General features: G+C 73.5%; 13 protein-coding genes. 4 read left to right on the top strand and 9 right to left on the bottom strand.

Going from position 1 to position 16,970, the window contains the following annotated elements; translation table 11 throughout:
• Positions 1 to 121: 121 nt before the first annotated feature.
• From AB0L45_RS31670 to AB0L45_RS31645, 6 genes are all read right to left on the bottom strand, one after another.
• Positions 122 to 766 (bottom strand): dihydrofolate reductase family protein, encoded by a 645-nt coding sequence (locus AB0L45_RS31670; protein WP_365846051.1) that lies wholly within the window; start codon positions 764 to 766, stop codon positions 122 to 124.
• A gap of 112 nt (positions 767 to 878) precedes the next feature.
• Entirely contained in the window at positions 879 to 1,688 is an 810-nt protein-coding gene (locus AB0L45_RS31665) for a hypothetical protein (protein ID WP_365846049.1), read from the bottom strand.
• Positions 1,689 to 1,854: 166 nt separating this feature from the next.
• Entirely contained in the window at positions 1,855 to 3,288 is a 1,434-nt protein-coding gene (locus AB0L45_RS31660) for a DHA2 family efflux MFS transporter permease subunit (RefSeq protein ID WP_365846047.1), read from the bottom strand.
• Between the two features lie 346 nt (positions 3,289 to 3,634).
• On the bottom strand, positions 3,635 to 5,299 hold the full coding sequence (locus AB0L45_RS31655) for a transporter (protein ID WP_365846045.1): 1,665 nt from the start codon (positions 5,297 to 5,299) through the stop codon (positions 3,635 to 3,637).
• Entirely contained in the window at positions 5,296 to 6,057 is a 762-nt protein-coding gene (locus AB0L45_RS31650; RefSeq protein ID WP_365846065.1) for an ABC transporter ATP-binding protein, read from the bottom strand. The genes AB0L45_RS31655 and AB0L45_RS31650 overlap by 4 nt, the downstream gene beginning before the upstream one ends.
• 375 nt (positions 6,058 to 6,432) lie before the next feature.
• Positions 6,433 to 7,104, bottom strand: coding sequence for a bifunctional DNA primase/polymerase (locus AB0L45_RS31645; protein WP_365846043.1), 672 nt, complete (start codon positions 7,102 to 7,104; stop codon positions 6,433 to 6,435).
• A gap of 648 nt (positions 7,105 to 7,752) precedes the next feature.
• Between AB0L45_RS31645 and AB0L45_RS31640 the strand changes: the two genes are divergently transcribed.
• Both AB0L45_RS31640 and AB0L45_RS31635 read left to right on the top strand, forming a co-directional pair.
• Complete coding sequence (locus AB0L45_RS31640) at positions 7,753 to 9,144, top strand: transcriptional regulator (protein WP_365846041.1); 1,392 nt, start codon at positions 7,753 to 7,755, stop codon at positions 9,142 to 9,144.
• 632 nt (positions 9,145 to 9,776) lie between these two features.
• A complete protein-coding gene (locus AB0L45_RS31635) occupies positions 9,777 to 11,534 on the top strand; it encodes a hypothetical protein (RefSeq protein ID WP_365846039.1) in 1,758 nt (585 codons plus the stop codon).
• A gap of 279 nt (positions 11,535 to 11,813) precedes the next feature.
• Here AB0L45_RS31635 and AB0L45_RS31630 read toward each other — a convergent pair whose 3' ends face one another.
• A complete protein-coding gene (locus tag AB0L45_RS31630) occupies positions 11,814 to 13,163 on the bottom strand; it encodes an ABC transporter substrate-binding protein (protein WP_365846037.1) in 1,350 nt (449 codons plus the stop codon).
• A gap of 171 nt (positions 13,164 to 13,334) precedes the next feature.
• On the opposite strand from AB0L45_RS31630, the gene AB0L45_RS31625 reads away from it, so the two are divergent.
• Together AB0L45_RS31625 and purU are read left to right on the top strand one after the other, a co-directional pair.
• Entirely contained in the window at positions 13,335 to 13,793 is a 459-nt protein-coding gene (locus tag AB0L45_RS31625) for a hypothetical protein (RefSeq protein ID WP_365846063.1), read from the top strand.
• 62 nt (positions 13,794 to 13,855) lie between these two features.
• On the top strand, positions 13,856 to 14,728 hold the full coding sequence (purU, locus tag AB0L45_RS31620) for a formyltetrahydrofolate deformylase (RefSeq protein ID WP_365846035.1): 873 nt from the start codon (positions 13,856 to 13,858) through the stop codon (positions 14,726 to 14,728).
• A 41-nt stretch (positions 14,729 to 14,769) separates the two neighbouring features.
• Here purU and AB0L45_RS31615 read toward each other — a convergent pair whose 3' ends face one another.
• Together AB0L45_RS31615 and AB0L45_RS31610 are read right to left on the bottom strand one after the other, a co-directional pair.
• The gene (locus tag AB0L45_RS31615) at positions 14,770 to 16,161 is read right to left on the bottom strand and encodes a zf-HC2 domain-containing protein (RefSeq protein ID WP_365846033.1); all 1,392 of its coding nucleotides are present in this window, start codon (positions 16,159 to 16,161) and stop codon (positions 14,770 to 14,772) included.
• Positions 16,158 to 16,769: a sigma-70 family RNA polymerase sigma factor gene (locus tag AB0L45_RS31610; protein WP_365846031.1), complete on the bottom strand. Its 612-nt coding sequence runs from the start codon at positions 16,767 to 16,769 to the stop codon at positions 16,158 to 16,160. Before AB0L45_RS31610 ends, AB0L45_RS31615 begins: the two co-directional genes overlap by 4 nt.
• Between the last annotated feature and the right edge of the window lie 201 nt (positions 16,770 to 16,970).

The raw sequence follows: 16,970 nt of genomic DNA, 5'->3' as shown, positions 1-16,970 counted from the left end.
CCTCGTGGCCGCGCTAGCTGCTCAACAGCAGCATCGAACTCCTCGCGCCCTCGCCCTCCACGCGGCGTAGCTTCCAAGATTCCCGACAGACTCAGGCTCTGAACCTCAGCGGGTCCTCACGTCACCTCCGCCAGAACAGATGGTGCGTCACGCCGCTCGGGCTGGGCACGACCTCCAGGTGGAACCGGTCGAGCAGCTCATCGGGCGACTCCCAGAGCCGTAGTCCGGAACCGAGCTTCACCGGCGACACCGCCACATGCAGGGTGTCGACGAGGCCGGCATCGAGGAACTGCCGGACGGTGGTGACCCCGCCGCCCAGCCGGACGTCCTTGCCCCGCGCCGCCTCCCGCGCCCGTTCGAGGACCGTGGCCGGGTCGCCGCCGACGAAGTGGAACGTGGTGTCGGCGAGCGTGAACGACGGACGTGCGTGATGCGTCATGACGAACACCGGCGTGCGGAACGGGGGTTCCGCTCCCCACCAGCCACGCCACTCATGGTCCTGCCACGGCCCCCGCTGGGGGCCGAACTTGTTGCGGCCCATGATCTCGGCGCCGATGTTGCGGGCGAAGTCCCGCGTGAAGTAGTCATCGAGGCCCCGGCTCCCTCCGGGCTCCGTGCGCATGGGCCAGCTCGCTGTGGCCCCGGCCCAGGAGAACAGCCTCTCGGGCTGATCGTGGCCGAACGGCCGCTCGAAACTCTGGTGCACACCGGCACCTATTCCATCGTCCGAGACATGGAAGTTCATGACTCGCAGCAGTTGCTCCACGTGGTCTCCCGTCAGGCTCTGTCGCGTCGTCGTGGGGCGAGGCGCCCCACACCATGACGTCGAACGGGTGGTGGCCAAATCGACAGCGGCCCACGGTTTTCCCCGAGCCGGGTCAGGGGGCGGCAGGAGGCGGCAGGGGCTGTTCTGTTGGCGGTGCGGGCGTCTTGAGATGGCGTCGGACGTGGGCGGTCAGGGAGTCGGTGGTGAGCAGGGAGCCGTAGCCGGTGGCCGACCACACGCTGTGCTCGGGCGGCGCGGCGTAGTACGGGACGGAGTGGCCCTCGTGCTGGTCGGTGAGTGTGTCCGGGGTTCGGCCGGCCCGGAGGAACCGTATGCAGGTGGTGCAGGCGGCCACCTGAAGGCGTTCGTCGTTCTCGGGCCGGTGCCACGGTATGTGCCGGGTCGCGGGACCGTGCAGCGGGTGGAAGAAGCACAGGGGGAGCGGGGGCGCCGACCGGTCGAGGGCGGTGTGGCCCTCGTGGAGCAGGGCGAACACGCCCGCCAGGTCGGGGACTCCCGCAGCGCTCTGCAACAGCGCCTCGGCCGTGGCACAGGCCTCGCGGGCCCGCTCCGTGGCATCCGGAGCGGCCGCCGCCGACCGGGTGGAACCGGCCAGGCGTACGACTTCCTCGGCGGCGCGCTCCCGCACTGCGGCCTCGTCGGCTCGGCGCACGGCGGCGAAGACCGTACGGGGTATCGCCGACGGCCGGGTGAAGTCCCGCAGTTGCGAGCGGCGCCGGAGCAGGAGGCCGACCGCCGCTATGAGCAGGAGCGGCCCGGCGATGAGAAGGAGGAAGCGGAGCGGGGAGGCGGAGTCCGGTGCGGAGGCGGGCGGCACGGCCAGGACCAGTGGCGCTGCCTTCGGCAGCGAAGCGCTGCTCGGCCAGGGTCTCCTGGTCCGCTGTCGATCGGTCGGTCCCATGCTTCCCCACCCCCGTTCGCCGGCCGTGCCGGCGGATTTGGCCGGACGGCCGCGTCGTCGTCCGGTGGCGTCATGGCGATCAGTTGTTCGCCGTGTCACGACGGTACCGGCCGAGTTCATTTCGCGAGCAGGCCTGTGGACAACCTCCGCCGGCGGCGGATCGCCGTCACCCGGTCGGGTGTTGGCGGCGCGGGAGCAGCAGGGCCGGGACGAGTGCCAGCGCCACCAGGGCCACGGCCCAGACGTACGTGTGCTGGAAGGCGTCGGCGAGGCGGGGCGCCAGGGCGCGTACGGCGTCGGCGGGCAGGCCGTGGACGGATTCGAGACCGCCGCCCGCGCCGGACGTCGCCGGGAGCCGGCTGCTCATGGCGTTCGCGAGCAGGACGGACAGCAGGGCCGCGCCCACCGAGCCGGCGAGCTGCGGGATGATGCTCAGCGTCGTCGAGGCGACCGGGAGGCGGGCGTGGTCGATGCCGCGGGTGGCGGTGGCCATCGTCGGCATCATCGTCGTACCGACTCCGACGCCCATCACGGCGAGCGCGCCCGCGAGCACCCAGTACGGGGTGTCCGCCGCGACCTGCGTGGTGAAGGTCAGGAAGCCGGCCGCGGCCAGGACCACGCCGGCCGGGACGAGCCTGCCCGCCGGGATCCTGTCGACCAGGCGGCCGGTGAACTGCATGGTGATGCCGGTCGCCAGCACCTGCGGGATGCCCAGCAGCCCGGCGCCGGTCGCGCTCTGGCCCCGTACGACCTGGTAGTACAGCGGCAGCAGCAGCATCGACCCGAAGTAGCCGCAGACGAAGAGGGCGAGGGTGGCGGCGGCCGGGCCGAACGGACGGGTGCGCAGCAGCCGCAGGTCGATGAGCGGGGACTCGGCGGTCAGTGCCCGTACGACGAAAGCGGCGATGAGCGCGGCGCCCGCCAGCGTGGGCACCAGGGCACCGGCACTGGTGAAGGAACGTTGTTCCGCGCCGTGGCTCAGCCCGTAGAGGAGAGCCGCCAGGCCGGGGGAGAGCGTCAGCAGGCCGGGGATGTCCAGGCGGGGACCGCGTCCCGGGGCGTCACGCCGGAAGATCCGCCCGGCCAGGACGAACGCCAGTGCGCCGACGGGGATGTTGATCAGGAAGATCCACCGCCAGGAGACCTCGTCGACCAGGTAACCGCCGAGCACCGGACCGACCAGCGGGCCGATCAGGACGGGCAGGCCGAGGACGCTCATCATCCGCCCCCGGCGGGCCGGGTCGGAGGCTTGGAGGACGATCGTCATGCCGACCGGCTGGACCATGCCGCCCGCCAGGCCCTGAAGCACCCGGAAGGCGATCAGCGACTCGACGTTCCAGGCGAGTCCGGCGAGCGCCGAACCGAGGGCGAACAGGGCGATCGCGACCATGTAGAGGCGCTTGGTGCCGAAGCGTCCGACGGCCCAGGCGGTGACGGGGATGACGGTGGCCAGGGCGAGGGTGTAGCCGGTGGCCACCCACTGGATGGCGGCCAGCGGCGCGTGGAAGTCCGCGGAGAGGCGGTTGAGGGCGACGTTGACGACGGTGGTGTCGAGGACCGTCATCAGCGAGCCGAGGACGACGACGAAGGCCGTCGCCATGATGCCGGGGTTGCGGGCCGGGCGTGGTGGTGCTGCTGTGTGGGTGCGGGTGCGGATGCGGACGGGGGTGCGGGTATGGGCGCGGCGGCAGGGACCGGCGACGGTGACTGGGTACGGGATGAATGCGGCGGCGGTGGCGTGGGCATGAGGAAGGTCCCCCGTGACGGCGGCCGGCCCCGACGGCCGGCCGATCACCCACACCCTCCGACCTGAAGTTAAGTTGAGGTCAAGTCGCCGAGGCATTGCCGATGCCACGGCGACGTGCCCGCCACACCAAAGGCGACGCGCCCGCCACGTCGCCTCCGTACCCAGTCACCCCGCCACCCCACCACCCCGCCCCCGAACCTCACCCCTTGCTGACCGCCCCCAGGATCTCCGGCAGCCGCCGCGCCACCCGGGGCGCCGCCACCCGCATTCCCAGGAGCGCGATCCCGACCCCGTACGCCGCCCCCACCGGCAGCAGCAGCCACAGCAGGCTGTGCAGGCCCGCCACGTGCAGCCAGATCAGCAGCCCGGCCACCGGCGCGGCCAGTACACCGCTCACCAGCATGCCGCCGAACAGGCTGAACCAGGCGATGGCGCCCTGGCCCGGGGCGACGTTCTTGTTGCTCTCCGCCGGGATCGAGTACGGGAACAGCGCCGAGGTCACCGCACCGGTCGCCACCAGGGCGCCGAGCAGGGCCAGCGACAGCCCGTAGACGTCGAAGAACGCGGACCACGGGCCGAGGAAGGCGGCCGCGCCGATCACGACCAGGGTCACGAACGGCACGCCCACCAGGGCCAGGCCCAGCCCCCGGGCGCGCAGCTCCTGGTAGGCGTCGCGGGGTGTGGAGATCGTCGAGGCGACCATCCAGAACGCCGAGGTGTCCTGCCCGAACTGGTTGTACATCTGCATGCCCAGCAAGGCCGGCGCCGAGAACGCCGTGTAGATGCTGCCGCCGCCCTGGAGGGCGGAGACCGCCGGGACGAGCAGGCCCACGCCGAACGCCATCGCCCACGACATCTTGGACTTCGGGTCGCGCCAGGCGTAGCGCATCATCCGCAGGATGACGGTGCCCGTACGGCTCTCCGGCAGCAGCCGTGGCAGCCCGCCCTTCGAGGAGCGCTGCTTGCGCGCGCTGTCCTTCTCGACGGCCTGCAGGGTGGAGGAGTCGGGCGAGGTCATCACCGTGGTCAGCGTGCGCTGCCACCACCACAGCAACAGGCCGAGCGCCACCGCGGCCAGCGCCAGGCCCAGGACGGCACGCCCGTACGAGCCCTCGCTCGCCGCGCGGACCGCGTCCACCGCCGAGGCGGGCGGCACCCAGCGCAGGATGCCGGACACGGGCTCCAGGGCGGACAGTCCGGCGCCGGAGCCGAAAAGTTTCTGCGCACCGACGTTCACGCCCTGGGCGCCGATCGCGACGAACAGCCCGCTCAGTACGGCGAGGTCACGGCCCCGGCGGCTGGTCAGCAGCCGTACGTTGGCGGTGGCCACGGCCCGCGCCAGGGCCACGCACACCAGGACGACCAGGACGACCGCGAGAACGCCGACGACCGCCGCGCCCGCGCTGTGCGCCATCATGATCACCGAGCCGGTGGCCAGCGCCAGGGTGAACACCGGGCCGATCCCGACCAGCGACGTGACCAGCAGCGACGCGATGAGCGGCCGGGGCCGCAGCGGCAGCATGACCAGCCGGGTCGGGTCGAGGGTCTCGTCCCCCGAGGGGAAGAACAGCGGCATCGCCGCCCAGCCCAGCGCCAGTACGGCAGCGAGCAGGACGCCCAGCGCACCCGCGTGCTCGACGTTCCGCAGCGCGATCAGGCCGAGCAGGATGCCGGCCGCGCACAGCAGGGACAGCACCAGCGACGCCACGTAGGCGACGGCCCGGCCGGACGACTGGCGCAGGCCGTTGCGCAGCAGGGACAGCTTGAGGCGGACGAGGACCGGGGTCAGCGACGCGCCCGGGGCCGCCTGTGGGGCACCGGACGGCGTGCCGGCGGGCGCCGTGGAGGTCGTGGGGACGGTCATCGGGCGCCCCCGCCGCCCAGCCAGTCCAGGTCCTGCCCGGCCGCGCGCCCGTTGGCGCCGACCAGTTCGAGGAAGGCGTCCTGTAGAGACGGCGCGTCGCCGCGTACCTCCGCGAGCGGGCCGTCCGCCCTGATGCGCCCGCCGGCCAGCACCGCCACCCAGTCGCACAGCGACTCCACCAGCTCCATCACATGGCTGGAGAAGACGACGGTGGCCCCGGAGGAGGTGTAGCGCTCCAGGACGCCGCGGATGGTCTGCGCGGACACCGGGTCGACGCCCTCGAACGGCTCGTCCAGGAAGAGCACCTCCGGGTTGTGCAGCAGCGCCGCCGCCAGCCCGATCTTCTTGCGCATGCCGGTCGAGTAGTCCACGACGAGTTTGTTCTGCGCCCCGGACAGGTCCAGGACCTCCAGCAGCTGGTCGGCGCGCTTGTCGACCTCCGCGCCGGGCAGCCCCCGCAGCCGCCCGATGTAGGCCAGGAGTTCGCGTCCGGACAGCCGCTCGAACAGGCGCAGCCCTTCGGGCAGTACGCCGATCCGGGACTTCACCGCGACCGGGTCGTGCCACACGTCGTGACCGCTGATCTCCACCTGCCCGGCGTCCGGGCGCAGCAGACCGGTCACCATCGAGAGGGTGGTGGTCTTGCCCGCGCCGTTCGGGCCCACCAGGCCGATGAACCGGCCCGCGGGCAGCGTCAGGTCGATGCCTGCCACGGCGATCTGCTCGCCGTACTTCTTCCACAGCCCCTGGACCCGCACGGCGGGCGGCCCGCTGCCGGCCGTCCGGGCGGGCGGGCCGTCCGGTGGCGTGGCCGCACCCGCCGGTGTGCTCGTCGGTGTGCCCGTGCCCGTGCCCGTCGGCTGATCGATGTGTTCCGGTTCGCTGGCCACCGGTTCTGCCCTCCACGTCCCCGCAGGGGCCGGTCGTGCCCCCGTCCGTTCATCCCACGATACGGGCGGGTGTGCGACGGGGCCGGTACGGCCGAACGGCCGGGCGTGCGGAGCGGGAGAGGGGGAGCGCGGTGCGGGGAAGGGGCGCGCGCAGTGCGGTACGCGCCCGGCGCACACGCACGGGGTACGGGAGCAGGACGACGGCGCGGCAGGCGCGCCCCGTACGGCTCCGCCGCCCCGCCCTCACCGTCCGCGTGCCGCCGCGGCCTCCCGCCCGCAGGCGTACGCCAGGGGGCTGATCAACTCGTCCGCGTCCGGCAGCCACCGGTTGGCGGCGGTGGGCTGGCGCACCCACTGCACCGCGCCGTGCGCCCCCACGCGGGTCGGCGGCGCGGCGACGTAGTCACCCTCGCCGCGCGCGATCAGGTCCAGCGACGCGGGCGGCCAGCCCAGATGCCGTACCAGGTCAGGCACCTTGACCGAGGCGCCGGGCAGGACGAAGAAGAGCATCCGGCGGCCCGGGGTGCGGGTCACCGGACCGAGCGGCAGGTCCATCCGCTCCATCCGGGCCAGCGCCAGGCAGCCCGCCGTCTCGGGCACATCGAGCGCCTCGAACGTACGGCCCGTCGGCAGCAGGATCGAGGCGCGCGGATTCCTGCTCCACAGGCGGCGGGCGGCCGTCGCGCTGCCCGTGGCGTGGCCGGCCCAGCCCGGGACCGTGGGGTGCGCGCCGGGCGCGGCGCAGTCGGCCGCGCCGCACGAGCAGCGCGGCACTTCGCCGTCGTCCTCCAGCCATGCGCCGGGCAAGACGTCCCAATGCCGCTCTTCCGCGTAACGCACCGCAGTTTCGATCAACAGCTCGCCACGCTGCTCGGGGACCTGAGAGGCTCCTGTGACTCCGATGGTGTCTTCCACGTGGTGGACAACTTTCCCTGTCACCAAGGGTTACGGCCGACACGTGCACCACCCCGGCGCATCGTTCCCGCACGTGGGGCGCATGGAAGCATGCTCGGGGGCGCGTGCGGGGGAGCGCCGGAAGAACGGGTAGCCACCTGCGTGACGGGCGGAGAGGCCGCCCGGCGGCAGGCCGCGGCACAGCCGAGACGGACCCGGAGCGAACGCCGGACCCGTACGGCGCGGCGGCGCCGCGAGCAGGGCGCGGGTACCGCACGGCGTACCCCGGTTCGGCCGAATTCCCCGGAGCACCGTCCCACCGAAGTCCGAAGTCCGAAGTCCGTAGCAAGTCCGAGATGCGAAGTTCGAAGCCCAGGATTCCGCAACGGGAGTTCGAGGTTCGAGGACCGGACACCGAAGACCGGAGCAGCAACGACCGGGCCCGTGAGGCAGTCCGCGGGACCGGAGCGGCAGGGCCTACCGGACACCGCAATCCGGCGGAGCGATCCGCCGGTCGGCCGGTCCGACCGCTTCAGCCCGGGAATGTCAAGGCTTCGGCGGACATGACGCACATCTGAGATATCCCGGATATCCGGCATATGCGCGGGGAATTGGTCCACGGGTACGGCGTTCGCTGGTGAACGCGCAGCAGTAATCAGGGGGTGCAGCATGGCCGCCAGGCCACTCGTCGCGCGGCAGCCGAACGAACGGCTGCAGGCGCTCATCCAGGAAGCCGCCTGTTCCAACGCCGGACTCGCCCGCCGCGTCAACATGTGCGGCGCCGAACACGGCCTCGACCTGCGCTACGACAAGACGTCCGTCGCCCGCTGGCTGCGCGGCCAGCAGCCGCGCGGCCGGGCCCCCGCCATCATCGCGGAGGCGCTGGGCCGCAAACTCGGGCGAACGGTCACCATCGACGAGATCGGGATGGCCGACGGCAAGAACCTCGCGTCCGGCGTGGGCCTGCAGTTCTCGCCGACCGTCCTCGGCGCCATCGAACAGGTCTGTGAGCTGTGGCGCAGCGACGTCGGCCGGCGCGACTTCCTCAGCGGCTCCACCGTGGCCGCCTCCGCGCTGGTCGAGCCGAGCCGGGACTGGCTCATCACCAGCGCCGATCCGCAGGTCGCGCGCAGCGCCGGTGCGCGGGTGGGCATTTCGGACGTCGAAGCCGTACGGGCCATGACCACGGCCCTGGGCGAACTGGACCACCGCTACGGCAGCGGCCACGTCCGGCCGGTCGTCGTCCACTACCTCAACAGCGTCGTCTCCGGGCTGCTGGCCGGCTCGTACCGGGAATCGGTCGGCCGTGAACTGTTCGCGGCGGTCGCCCGGCTGACGGAACTGGGCGGCTACATGGCCGTCGACACCGGCCAGCCGGGGCTGGCGCAGCGCTACTACATCCAGGCGCTGCGGCTGGCGCAGGCGGCCGGCGACCGCGGGTACGGGGGGTACGTACTGGCCGCCAGCATGAGCCACCTCGCCGCCTCGCTCGGCAACCCGCGGGAGATCGCGCAGCTCGCGAAGGCCGCGCAGGAAGGGGCGCGCGGGCACGTCACGCCGCGCGCGGAGGCGATGTTCTTCGCGGCGGAAGCGCGCGGGCACGCCCTGATGGGGGACGCGCGGGCCTTCCAGGTCGTGGCGGGCCGGGCCGTGGGCGCCATGGAACGCGCCGCTGGCACCTCCGGCACCGGCGACGACCCGGTGTGGATCTCGCACTTCGACGAGGCCTACCTGGCCGACGAACTCGCCCACTGCCATCGCGACTTGGGGCAGGCGAGCGCGGCCCGCCAGCGGGCGCAGGAAGCGGTGGACGGGCACCCCGAAGGGCGGGCGCGGCGCCGCGCCATCGGGCTGGTGCTGCTGGCCAGCGCACAGGTACAGCAGCGCGAGATCGAGCAGGCGTGCCATACGGGCACCCAGGCCGTCGAATTGCTGAGCGGGCTGCGGTCCAACCGGGGCGCGGAGTATCTGGAGGACTTCCAGCTGCGGCTGGAGCCGTACCGGGACGAGCCGGTGGTGCGGGAGTTCGGTGCCCGGCTGGAATTGCGGGCAGCCGCGTAGCGGATTCGCGGCCCGTGGCAGCCGGGGGAGGGCTGGTCGGCGCCCGGGCCGCCTCGTCCTTTTCCGCCGGGCGGGCCGCGCAGGGCCCGCCCGGCGGGCCCTCCGTGACCCCACAAGAGGCCTGAGAAGGGCCTGGAGGCCCCTTCTGGGGCGCTTCGGGTGGGTGGTGACCAGGGGACATGGTCGAACGCGACGGCGACCCGGTAGCGTGAGCCGACGCTTCCGTAAGTCAGCAGATCGTAGGAGTCCCGGTGACCCAGAGCGGACAGGGCAACGACCCGCACAATCCTGCGGGCGAGCCCGCGCGAGAGGGCGTTGTGCTGCCCGCTCACGGTGATCCGTGGGCCCCCGGCCGCCAGGCCGCACCGCCCGCGGGCCAGCCCTGGGGGCAGCCCTGGGCCCCCGAACAGCAGCAGGCACCGGGCGGACAGCAGGCACCGGGCGGGCAGCCGGGGCCGGGGGCGGCCGGTCCGGGGCAGCCCGTTCCTGGGCAGCAGGTTCCGGGGCAGCCGGTTCAAGGACAGCCCGTCGCGGGGCAGCCCGTTCCTGGGCAGCAGGTTCCAGGGCAGCCCGTTCAGGGACAGCCCGTCGCGGGGCAGCCGCTCCAGGGGCAGTCGTACGGTGGGCAGCAGATGCCCGGTCAGCCTTACGGGCAGCAGCCGCAGCCGCAGCAGCAGTCCCAGCCCCAGACCCAGCAGCAACCGCACCAGCCCCAGGCCCCCGGGCAGCAGCCGTACGGCGGGCAACAAGCGCCGTACGCCCAGCAGCAGCCCCTTCAGCAGGCGCCGCTTCAGCCGCAGCAGCCGCCTCTCCAGTCCCAGCAGCCGCCCTTCCGACAGCAACAGCCCCCGGCCGCCGCGCCCCTGCCCCCGCAGGCACAGCCCCCGCAGGCACAGCCTCAGCAGCACCCTGCGCAGCCCGGGCCGGGTCAGCCCCCTGCCCCGGACATGGAAGAGACCGCGCTGATCTCCCCGTTCGACCCGCAGTTCGGTGCGCAACCCGGCACACAGTCCGGCACGCAGCCCGGCCAGCTCGTCCGCGCGACGCCGCAGGCCGGTGCGCCCATGCCGCCCGCCGCCGGCGACCCGGAATCGACCGCCCTGCTGCGCCCCATCGGCGGCCGGCAGTCGCAGCAGCCACAGCAGTCGCAGCAGTCGCAGCAGGCACAGGCTGGCCGGACGGGCGCAGGCCCTCAGGGCGGGCAGCCCGGACCGATGCCCGGCGCCGCGCCGCTGCCGCCGGAGGCCGGCGGCCCTGCGGGCGGGCGTCCCGAATCGCCCGGTGAGTCCACCCGTACCCTGCGCGCGATCAAGCCGAACGGCCCGCGGCCCGGCCCGGCGCAGCCCGCGCAGCCCGGCGGCCCCGCGCCGTCCGACTCCGACTCCGAGGCCACGCAGTTCATTCCGCCGATAGCCGCCGGCGGCCCCACCCCGCCCCCCGGCGCACCCTTCGGTGTACGGCCCGGAGCGCCCGCGGCACCCGGTGCGTCCGGTGCGCCCGGTGCCCCCGACGGCCGTGCGACGCCGGCCGAGTTCGAGGGCCTGTTCCGTTCCGGCCCCGGCGGTGCCGCCCCGGCCGGTGTGCCGGGCGGTGCGCCGGACGCCACCGCGCAGCTGCCGCGCTTCGACGAGCCGGACCAGCCGCCGCAGGGTCCGTACGGCCGGCAGCCCTTCGGGCAGCAGCAGTACGACCAGTACGCGCCGCAGTCGGACTACGAGCAGGACGGCGGCGGCCGACGTCGGCGCCTCGCGCCCGCCGTGATCATCGGTGTGGCCGTGGTCGCCCTGGCGGGCGCCGGTCTCGGTGTCGGCTGGGCGCTCAGCGGGGGCGGTGACGACGGCCCCAAGAAGCAGGAGTCCGGGGGCGCGTCCGGCGCGGCGAAGGACGACGCAGGCGACAAGGGGGCCAAGCAGCAGCAGCCGTCGCCCGCCGACCCGGCGGCCGCGCAGGCCAAGGACCTGGACGCGCTCCTGGCGGACAGCAACAACAGTCGCTCCGCCGTGATCGGCGCGGTCAAGAGCATCAAGTCGTGCGACAACCTCGACGCCGCGGCCAAGGACCTGCGGGACGCCGCGGCCCAGCGCAACGAGCTGGTCAGCCGCCTGGCCAAGCTCCCCGTCGACAAGCTGCCCGGCAGTGGCGAGCTGACCGCGGCGCTCAACGAGGCGTGGAAGTCCTCCGCTTCGGCCGACAACCACTACGCGGCCTGGGCCGGCCAGGTGAAGGGCAAGAAGGGCTGCCCCAAGGGCAAGGCCCGCGGCGGCAAGGAGCCCGCGCAGGGCAACGCGGACAGCGGGCGGGCCACGAAGGCCAAGCAGCAGGCGGCCAAGCTGTGGAACCCGATCGCACAGAAGTACCACCTGACCGAACGCCGTCCGGAACAACTCTGACAACAGAAGACAGCCCGCCCCCGGAGAAGCAAACCCGTCCCCGGAGAAGACACCCCGCCCCCGGAGAAGACACCCCGCCCCCGAAGAGGGTGGCGAGGACTTCGGCGCGGCCGTCGCCAGCGTCATCCGCCGGCAGAACGGCGCGCCCTCGGTCGTCGGCAAGGGCAAGGGACACGTCGGCGACACCCTCGCCGCACCCGCTCGCCGCCCAGGCTCTGGCGAAGAAGGGCTGAAGGGCCGGTTCCGCGGGCGGTCGGCGAGAGGGCGCCGGGCGCCCCCTCAGCTGTCCGCCCGCGGCTTCTCCAGCGTCCCGGCGACGTTCACGAACCCCTGCCGTGCCGCCACCAACTGCCCGTCCCGTACGGCCTGGTAGGTCACCAGTCCGTTCACTATGCGCGGGAAGTCCTGCACCGCGAGCATGTCCTCGGAGCGCCAGCGCAGCTTCGGTGTCAGTCCGCCGGTGTCCACGGGCCGTGCGCCGCGGTCCAGTGCCTGCTGCACGGTGTGGGCGGTGATGTCCCCGACGCCCTCCTTGCCGAGCTGTTCGACGACGGCGCGCAGCACCGTGTAGGCGATCCACGTCGTCTGCACGCCCGGGTCGGCCGGATCGATGCGGTTGTCGCCGAAGGCGTGGTCGTTGATGACCTTGCGCATCGGGTTCCAGCGCGGATCGCTCGCGACCGGGTACCAGCCGGTCAGGTACGCGCCCTCCAGCGGCCCGGCCCGGCCGCCCGTGCGGTCCACCAGCGCCTGCCCCACGCTGCCCAGCAGCGAGGCGATCCGCACCTTCGAGCCGGGAGGCTGGAGCCGGCGGAAGGAGTCGAAGAACGTGTCGGTGCGCTCGCCGAGGGTGGCCGAGACGCAGCCGCCCGCTCCCTTCGTGCCGCCCGCCGCGCCGGGCCCGGCCGGCGTGGCGCCCACGCCGTCCAGGGCGCGCCGGGCCGCGTCGGTGTAGTCGGTGCCGTCCTCGGGGGCGCGGACGTCCTGCGCGGCAGCGCGGCTGCCGTCGGCGAGGCCCGCGCTGATCAGGGCCGGCATCTTGTCGCCCTGGATGGTGTCCGGGCGTACCAGCGAGACCCGCTCGCAGACGCTCGCCAGCTGGCGTCCGTTGCCCGCCAGGAGGGCCGCCGGACCGCCGTTGACCGGGTACGACAGGGGGCTCGCGAACTCCTCGTCGGAGACGCCGTAGCCGCCGAGGTAGGGGATGCCGTTCCGCTCCAGGGGCGAGATGAACGAACGGCCGAACTGACTGTACGAGCCGACGACCGCGACCGCCCCGGCGTCCACGGCCCGCTGCGCGCAGCGCGCGGCGGCCACCGAGTCGTTGTGCTCGTTGCACGTGACGACCTTCAGCGGGTGCCCGTCGATACCGCCCCGGGAGTTGACCCAGCGCGCGTACGCCTCGGCCATCGCGGGCATGCCCGGCATGTTGGTCGCCTTGGTGTCCACCGGCGCCCACGTCATCACCGTGAGCGGCTCCTTCTCCCCGTCACCTCCCGGGGCGCCGGGGAGGGAGCCGCAGGCCGAGAGCAGTGACGCCAGGACCGCCGTGCAGGCCGTCGCAGCGGTGACGGCTGCGAGGACGCGGGGGAAGGGGCGGGGGGAGGAGGGGCGTCGCCGTCCGGTCATGTGCACGGAGCATTCCGCTGCGCCCGGAACGCGTGAGTGACGCCGGGGCAACGGTCGGTGACAGCGGGATGAACTCCGGGGGGCCACCGGTGATCATCGGCGGAGAACGTACGATCGAATACTGTGCAAGGTTCGGAGAAGTCTTCCCGTCGCGGCCGTCGCTCGACCACCATGGGCGCCATGCCGCTGACCGACATGCCGTGGTGGCGCTGGCGCAGCAATGTGCGCTCCGCGCTGCACATGCTTTCCGACCCCGTCTTCCAGCGGGAGACCTGGCTGGCGGGCCTCCCGGGGTACGGGGACGTCACCGACGCCGTGTACCGGCTCGTCGAGGACACCTGGCTGGACAACTGGTCCGCCGAGAAGTACGTCGGCACGATCTTCCGCGACTCCCAGGAGGCGTCCCTGGTCGACGTCGCCGTCCTGCGGGTGCTGCGGATCATGCACCAGGTCGGCCCGGACGCCCCGGTCACCGCCTACCTGGAGCACCACGGCTGGCCGGAGGCGGTACGGGCCGCACGCGACGCGCACGTACGGATGGCGACCGCGGACGGCGAGGACCCGGACGCGCCGCCGCACTCCCTCGAAGTCCTGGCGATCATGACGCGGAGCCACGGCGCCGCCGTCTGAGGGTGCCCGCCCCGGCCGCCGCGGGACGGAGCACGGCCGGGAATGTGCGACCCTATGAGGTCATGAGCGACTCGCAGCCCCGTACCCCCGACCAGTACGTCCTCACCCTCTCCTGCCCGGACAAGCAGGGCATCGTGCACGCGGTGTCCAGCTACCTGTTCATGACCGGTTGCAACATCGAGGACAGCCAGCAGTTCGGGGACCACGACACCGGGCTCTTCTTCATGCGGGTCCACTTCAGCGCGGACGCCACCGTCAGCGTGGAGAAGCTGCGCGCCAGCTTCGCCGCGGTCGGCGACTCCTTCCAGATGGACTGGCAGATCCACCGCGCCGACGAGAAGATGCGCGTCGTGCTGATGGTGTCCAAGTTCGGGCACTGCCTCAACGACCTGCTCTTCCGCTCCCGCATCGGCGCACTGCCGGTCGAGATCGCGGCCGTGGTCTCCAACCACACCGACTTCGCCGAGCTGGCCGCCTCCTACGACGTGCCGTTCCACCACATCCCGGTCACCAAGGACACCAAGGCCGCCGCCGAGGCGCGGCTGCTGGAGCTGGTCCGGGAGGAGAACGTCGAGCTGGTCGTGCTCGCCCGCTACATGCAGGTGCTCTCCGACGACCTGTGCAAGGCGCTGTCCGGGCGGATCATCAACATCCACCACTCCTTCCTGCCGAGCTTCAAGGGCGCCAAGCCCTACCACCAGGCGCACGCGCGCGGCGTCAAGCTCATCGGCGCCACCGCGCACTACGTCACGGCGGACCTCGACGAGGGCCCGATCATCGAGCAGGAGGTCGAGCGCGTCGGCCACGGCGTCACGCCGGACCAGCTCGTGGCCGTCGGCCGGGACGTGGAGTGCCAGGCCCTGGCGCGCGCCGTGAAGTGGCACAGCGAGCGCCGCGTGCTGCTCAACGGCACGCGTACGGTCGTCTTCGCGTAACGGTCCCGGCCGCCGGCCCGGTGGCCGGCGGCCGCACTGCCTCAGAGCCGCGACAGCGAGGCCGTGGCGAACAGCACGTCGCGGATCGCCTCCGGCTCGCCGCGCTGCCCGGCGGCCGTCTCCTCCGGCAGCACGTGCCCGGCCGCGAGCTGGCAGAACTCCATGCTGTCCAGCGCGATGTGCGCGACCGTGCGGTCCGGTGTGCCGACGGCGCCCGGCGAGTCCAGGGATATGTACCAGTGGCCGCCGCCGCAGCCCTCGACCTCCAGGTGCAGCGTACGGCCGGGCGCGCCCGCCTCGACCAGGCGCTGCGGCGGCGGCGCCAGCCCGGCCCGGCGCCGGGCGGCCAGCGCGCGGGGCAGCAGCCGGGCCGCCAGGTCGACCATGAGGTGCAGATGCCCGGGGGCCGGGGCCTCGTACGGGTAGTCCACCGCCTCGGCGATGTCGCCCGCGTGCACCCAGCACTCGAAGGCCCGGTCCAGGAAGGCGTCGCGCAGCGGCAGCCGGTCGTTCCCGTACGGCACGGTCAGGTCGGCGATGCCGCGCCCGGCGAAGGACACCGTGCGGATCAGGGTGTGGCTCTGGTCGCGCCACGGGGTCCGGGTGGCGTGCGGGGCGCGGCCGTCCGCGATCGCCTGCCAGCAGGCTTCCGTACGGTCACCGGGGCCGGCCGGTCCGTGCGGGGCGGCGGCGCCCAGCGGGTCGCCGAGCCCGAGCGCGGTGGCGACCAGGCCGTCCACCGCCATCAGATGTCCGATGACGCCCGCGACGGTCGTGTGCCGCTCGGCGGGCCGCTCGTCCTGGAACCAGCGCAGCCGGACCGCGGCACGCCACTCCGCCTCGCCCATGTCGCTGAGCAGCGCGTCCAGCTTGGCCGCCTCCGCGTCGTACGGAGCCGCCCACTCCGGAACCGGGATACGGGCCGGCCGCCGGCCCAGACAGCCCTCCAGGACGCGCGAGCGCAGCAGCGGGTCCAGGTCCAGCGGGTCGGCCGGGTGCAGCAGGCCGACCGCGTCGCGCAGTCGCAGCGCCTCGTCCGCGCAGGGCGCGCAGTCCGTGAGGTGTTCCTCGACGGCGGCCGTCTCCTCGGCGGAGCAGGCGGCCAGCGCCCATGCGCCGAGCAGGGACTTCAGGATCCGGTGCGAGGGCGGGGCGGGCGCGGGTGGTTCCGGTGCCGGGTGCGCCGGTGCCGGTGGCTGCGCCGCTCGGTCTTCCGGGGCCGGTGGTTCCGCCGGCTGCGGGGGCGCGTCGGGCAGCGGCCCGGCGTCCTCGGCCGCCGTACGCGGGGACGGTATGCGGGGCCGGCCGCCGGAGCGGGACGCGCCGCCGGTACCGGGGCCCTGCGGGACACCCGGGTCGTGCGGGTCGTGCGGCTCGTGCCGGTCCCGCCGGTCGTGCGGGTCGCGCCGGTCCCATCCCTCCGGGCCGTTCACGGCTGCCGTCCGGTCGTGGGGCCGCCGGGCGGGGACTCCGCCGGCCGGGCGGGCGGCAGGGCCTGGTGGTTGTGCGCGGTGGACAGCAGCTGGAGGCCCAGGCGCAGCCGGCGCCGGGCCTCGTCTTCGGTGACGCCCAGGTCGGCGGCGGTCTGGCGGTAGTCGCGGCGCTGGAAGTACGCCAGCTCCAGGGCGGCGCGGAGCGGGGCGGGCATGGACGTGACGATGTAGTCGGCGCGGGCGGCGGTGGAGGCCGCGCGGATCTGGCGTTCCAGCTCGCCGGGCTCGGGAGCGGCCTGACCGCGGTCCTGGGCGGAGGCGGCCTCGGCCTGGCGCAGCCGGTGCACGGACTGGCGGTGGGCGAGCTGGGCCACCCAGGAGCGCAGCGAGCCCTGTTTGGGGTCGTAGGAGTCGGGGTTCTCCCAGATGTAGCCGAAGACTTCCCGGGTGATGCGGTCGGCGGCCGTCTCGCTGCCGAGCACCCGGCGGGCAAGGCTGTGCACAAGCGAAGCGAACCGGTCGTACAGCTCGCCGAGCGCGGCCGCCTCGCCGCGCGCCAGCCGCTGCTGCATCCGCCTGTCCCAGCGCGGCGGTGCGTCATGTCCCATCCGGCCCCCATCCCTCGCCGCCGTGCCCCGGCACGGTCCGCACTCCACCGTGCCATCGAATGTAGTGGTCCGGTCCGACATTGACGCCTCTTTGCGGCAAACCCACTCGGCCGGTGACCTACGGATGGTATGGAGACGGTCACTTTTGGTGGTGATGCCCGCTCACGGCAGACCGAAGCGCAACCGTTCACGCCCGTATCT

It is taken from the genome of Streptomyces sp. NPDC052496 (genome assembly GCF_040679095.1).
In the GTDB taxonomy this organism is placed as follows: Bacteria; Actinomycetota; Actinomycetes; order Streptomycetales; family Streptomycetaceae; genus Streptomyces.
This window is presented reverse-complemented; position numbering and strand designations above follow the sequence as displayed.

Excerpts from the sequence above, each read along its gene's own strand:
- AB0L45_RS31640 (WP_365846041.1), top strand. The coding sequence starts at position 7,753 with ATGGCCGCCAGGCCACTCGTCGCGCGGCAGCCGAACGAACGGCTGCAG.
- AB0L45_RS31625 (WP_365846063.1), top strand. The coding sequence starts at position 13,335 with ATGGGCGCCATGCCGCTGACCGACATGCCGTGGTGGCGCTGGCGCAGC.
- AB0L45_RS31635 (WP_365846039.1), top strand. The coding sequence starts at position 9,777 with ATGCCCGGTCAGCCTTACGGGCAGCAGCCGCAGCCGCAGCAGCAGTCC.
- AB0L45_RS31610 (WP_365846031.1), bottom strand. The coding sequence starts at position 16,769 with ATGGGACATGACGCACCGCCGCGCTGGGACAGGCGGATGCAGCAGCGG.
- AB0L45_RS31655 (WP_365846045.1), bottom strand. The coding sequence starts at position 5,299 with ATGACCGTCCCCACGACCTCCACGGCGCCCGCCGGCACGCCGTCCGGT.
- AB0L45_RS31630 (WP_365846037.1), bottom strand. The coding sequence starts at position 13,163 with ATGACCGGACGGCGACGCCCCTCCTCCCCCCGCCCCTTCCCCCGCGTC.
- AB0L45_RS31660 (WP_365846047.1), bottom strand. The coding sequence starts at position 3,288 with ATGGCGACGGCCTTCGTCGTCGTCCTCGGCTCGCTGATGACGGTCCTC.
- purU (WP_365846035.1), top strand. The coding sequence starts at position 13,856 with ATGAGCGACTCGCAGCCCCGTACCCCCGACCAGTACGTCCTCACCCTC.
- AB0L45_RS31665 (WP_365846049.1), bottom strand. The coding sequence starts at position 1,688 with ATGGGACCGACCGATCGACAGCGGACCAGGAGACCCTGGCCGAGCAGC.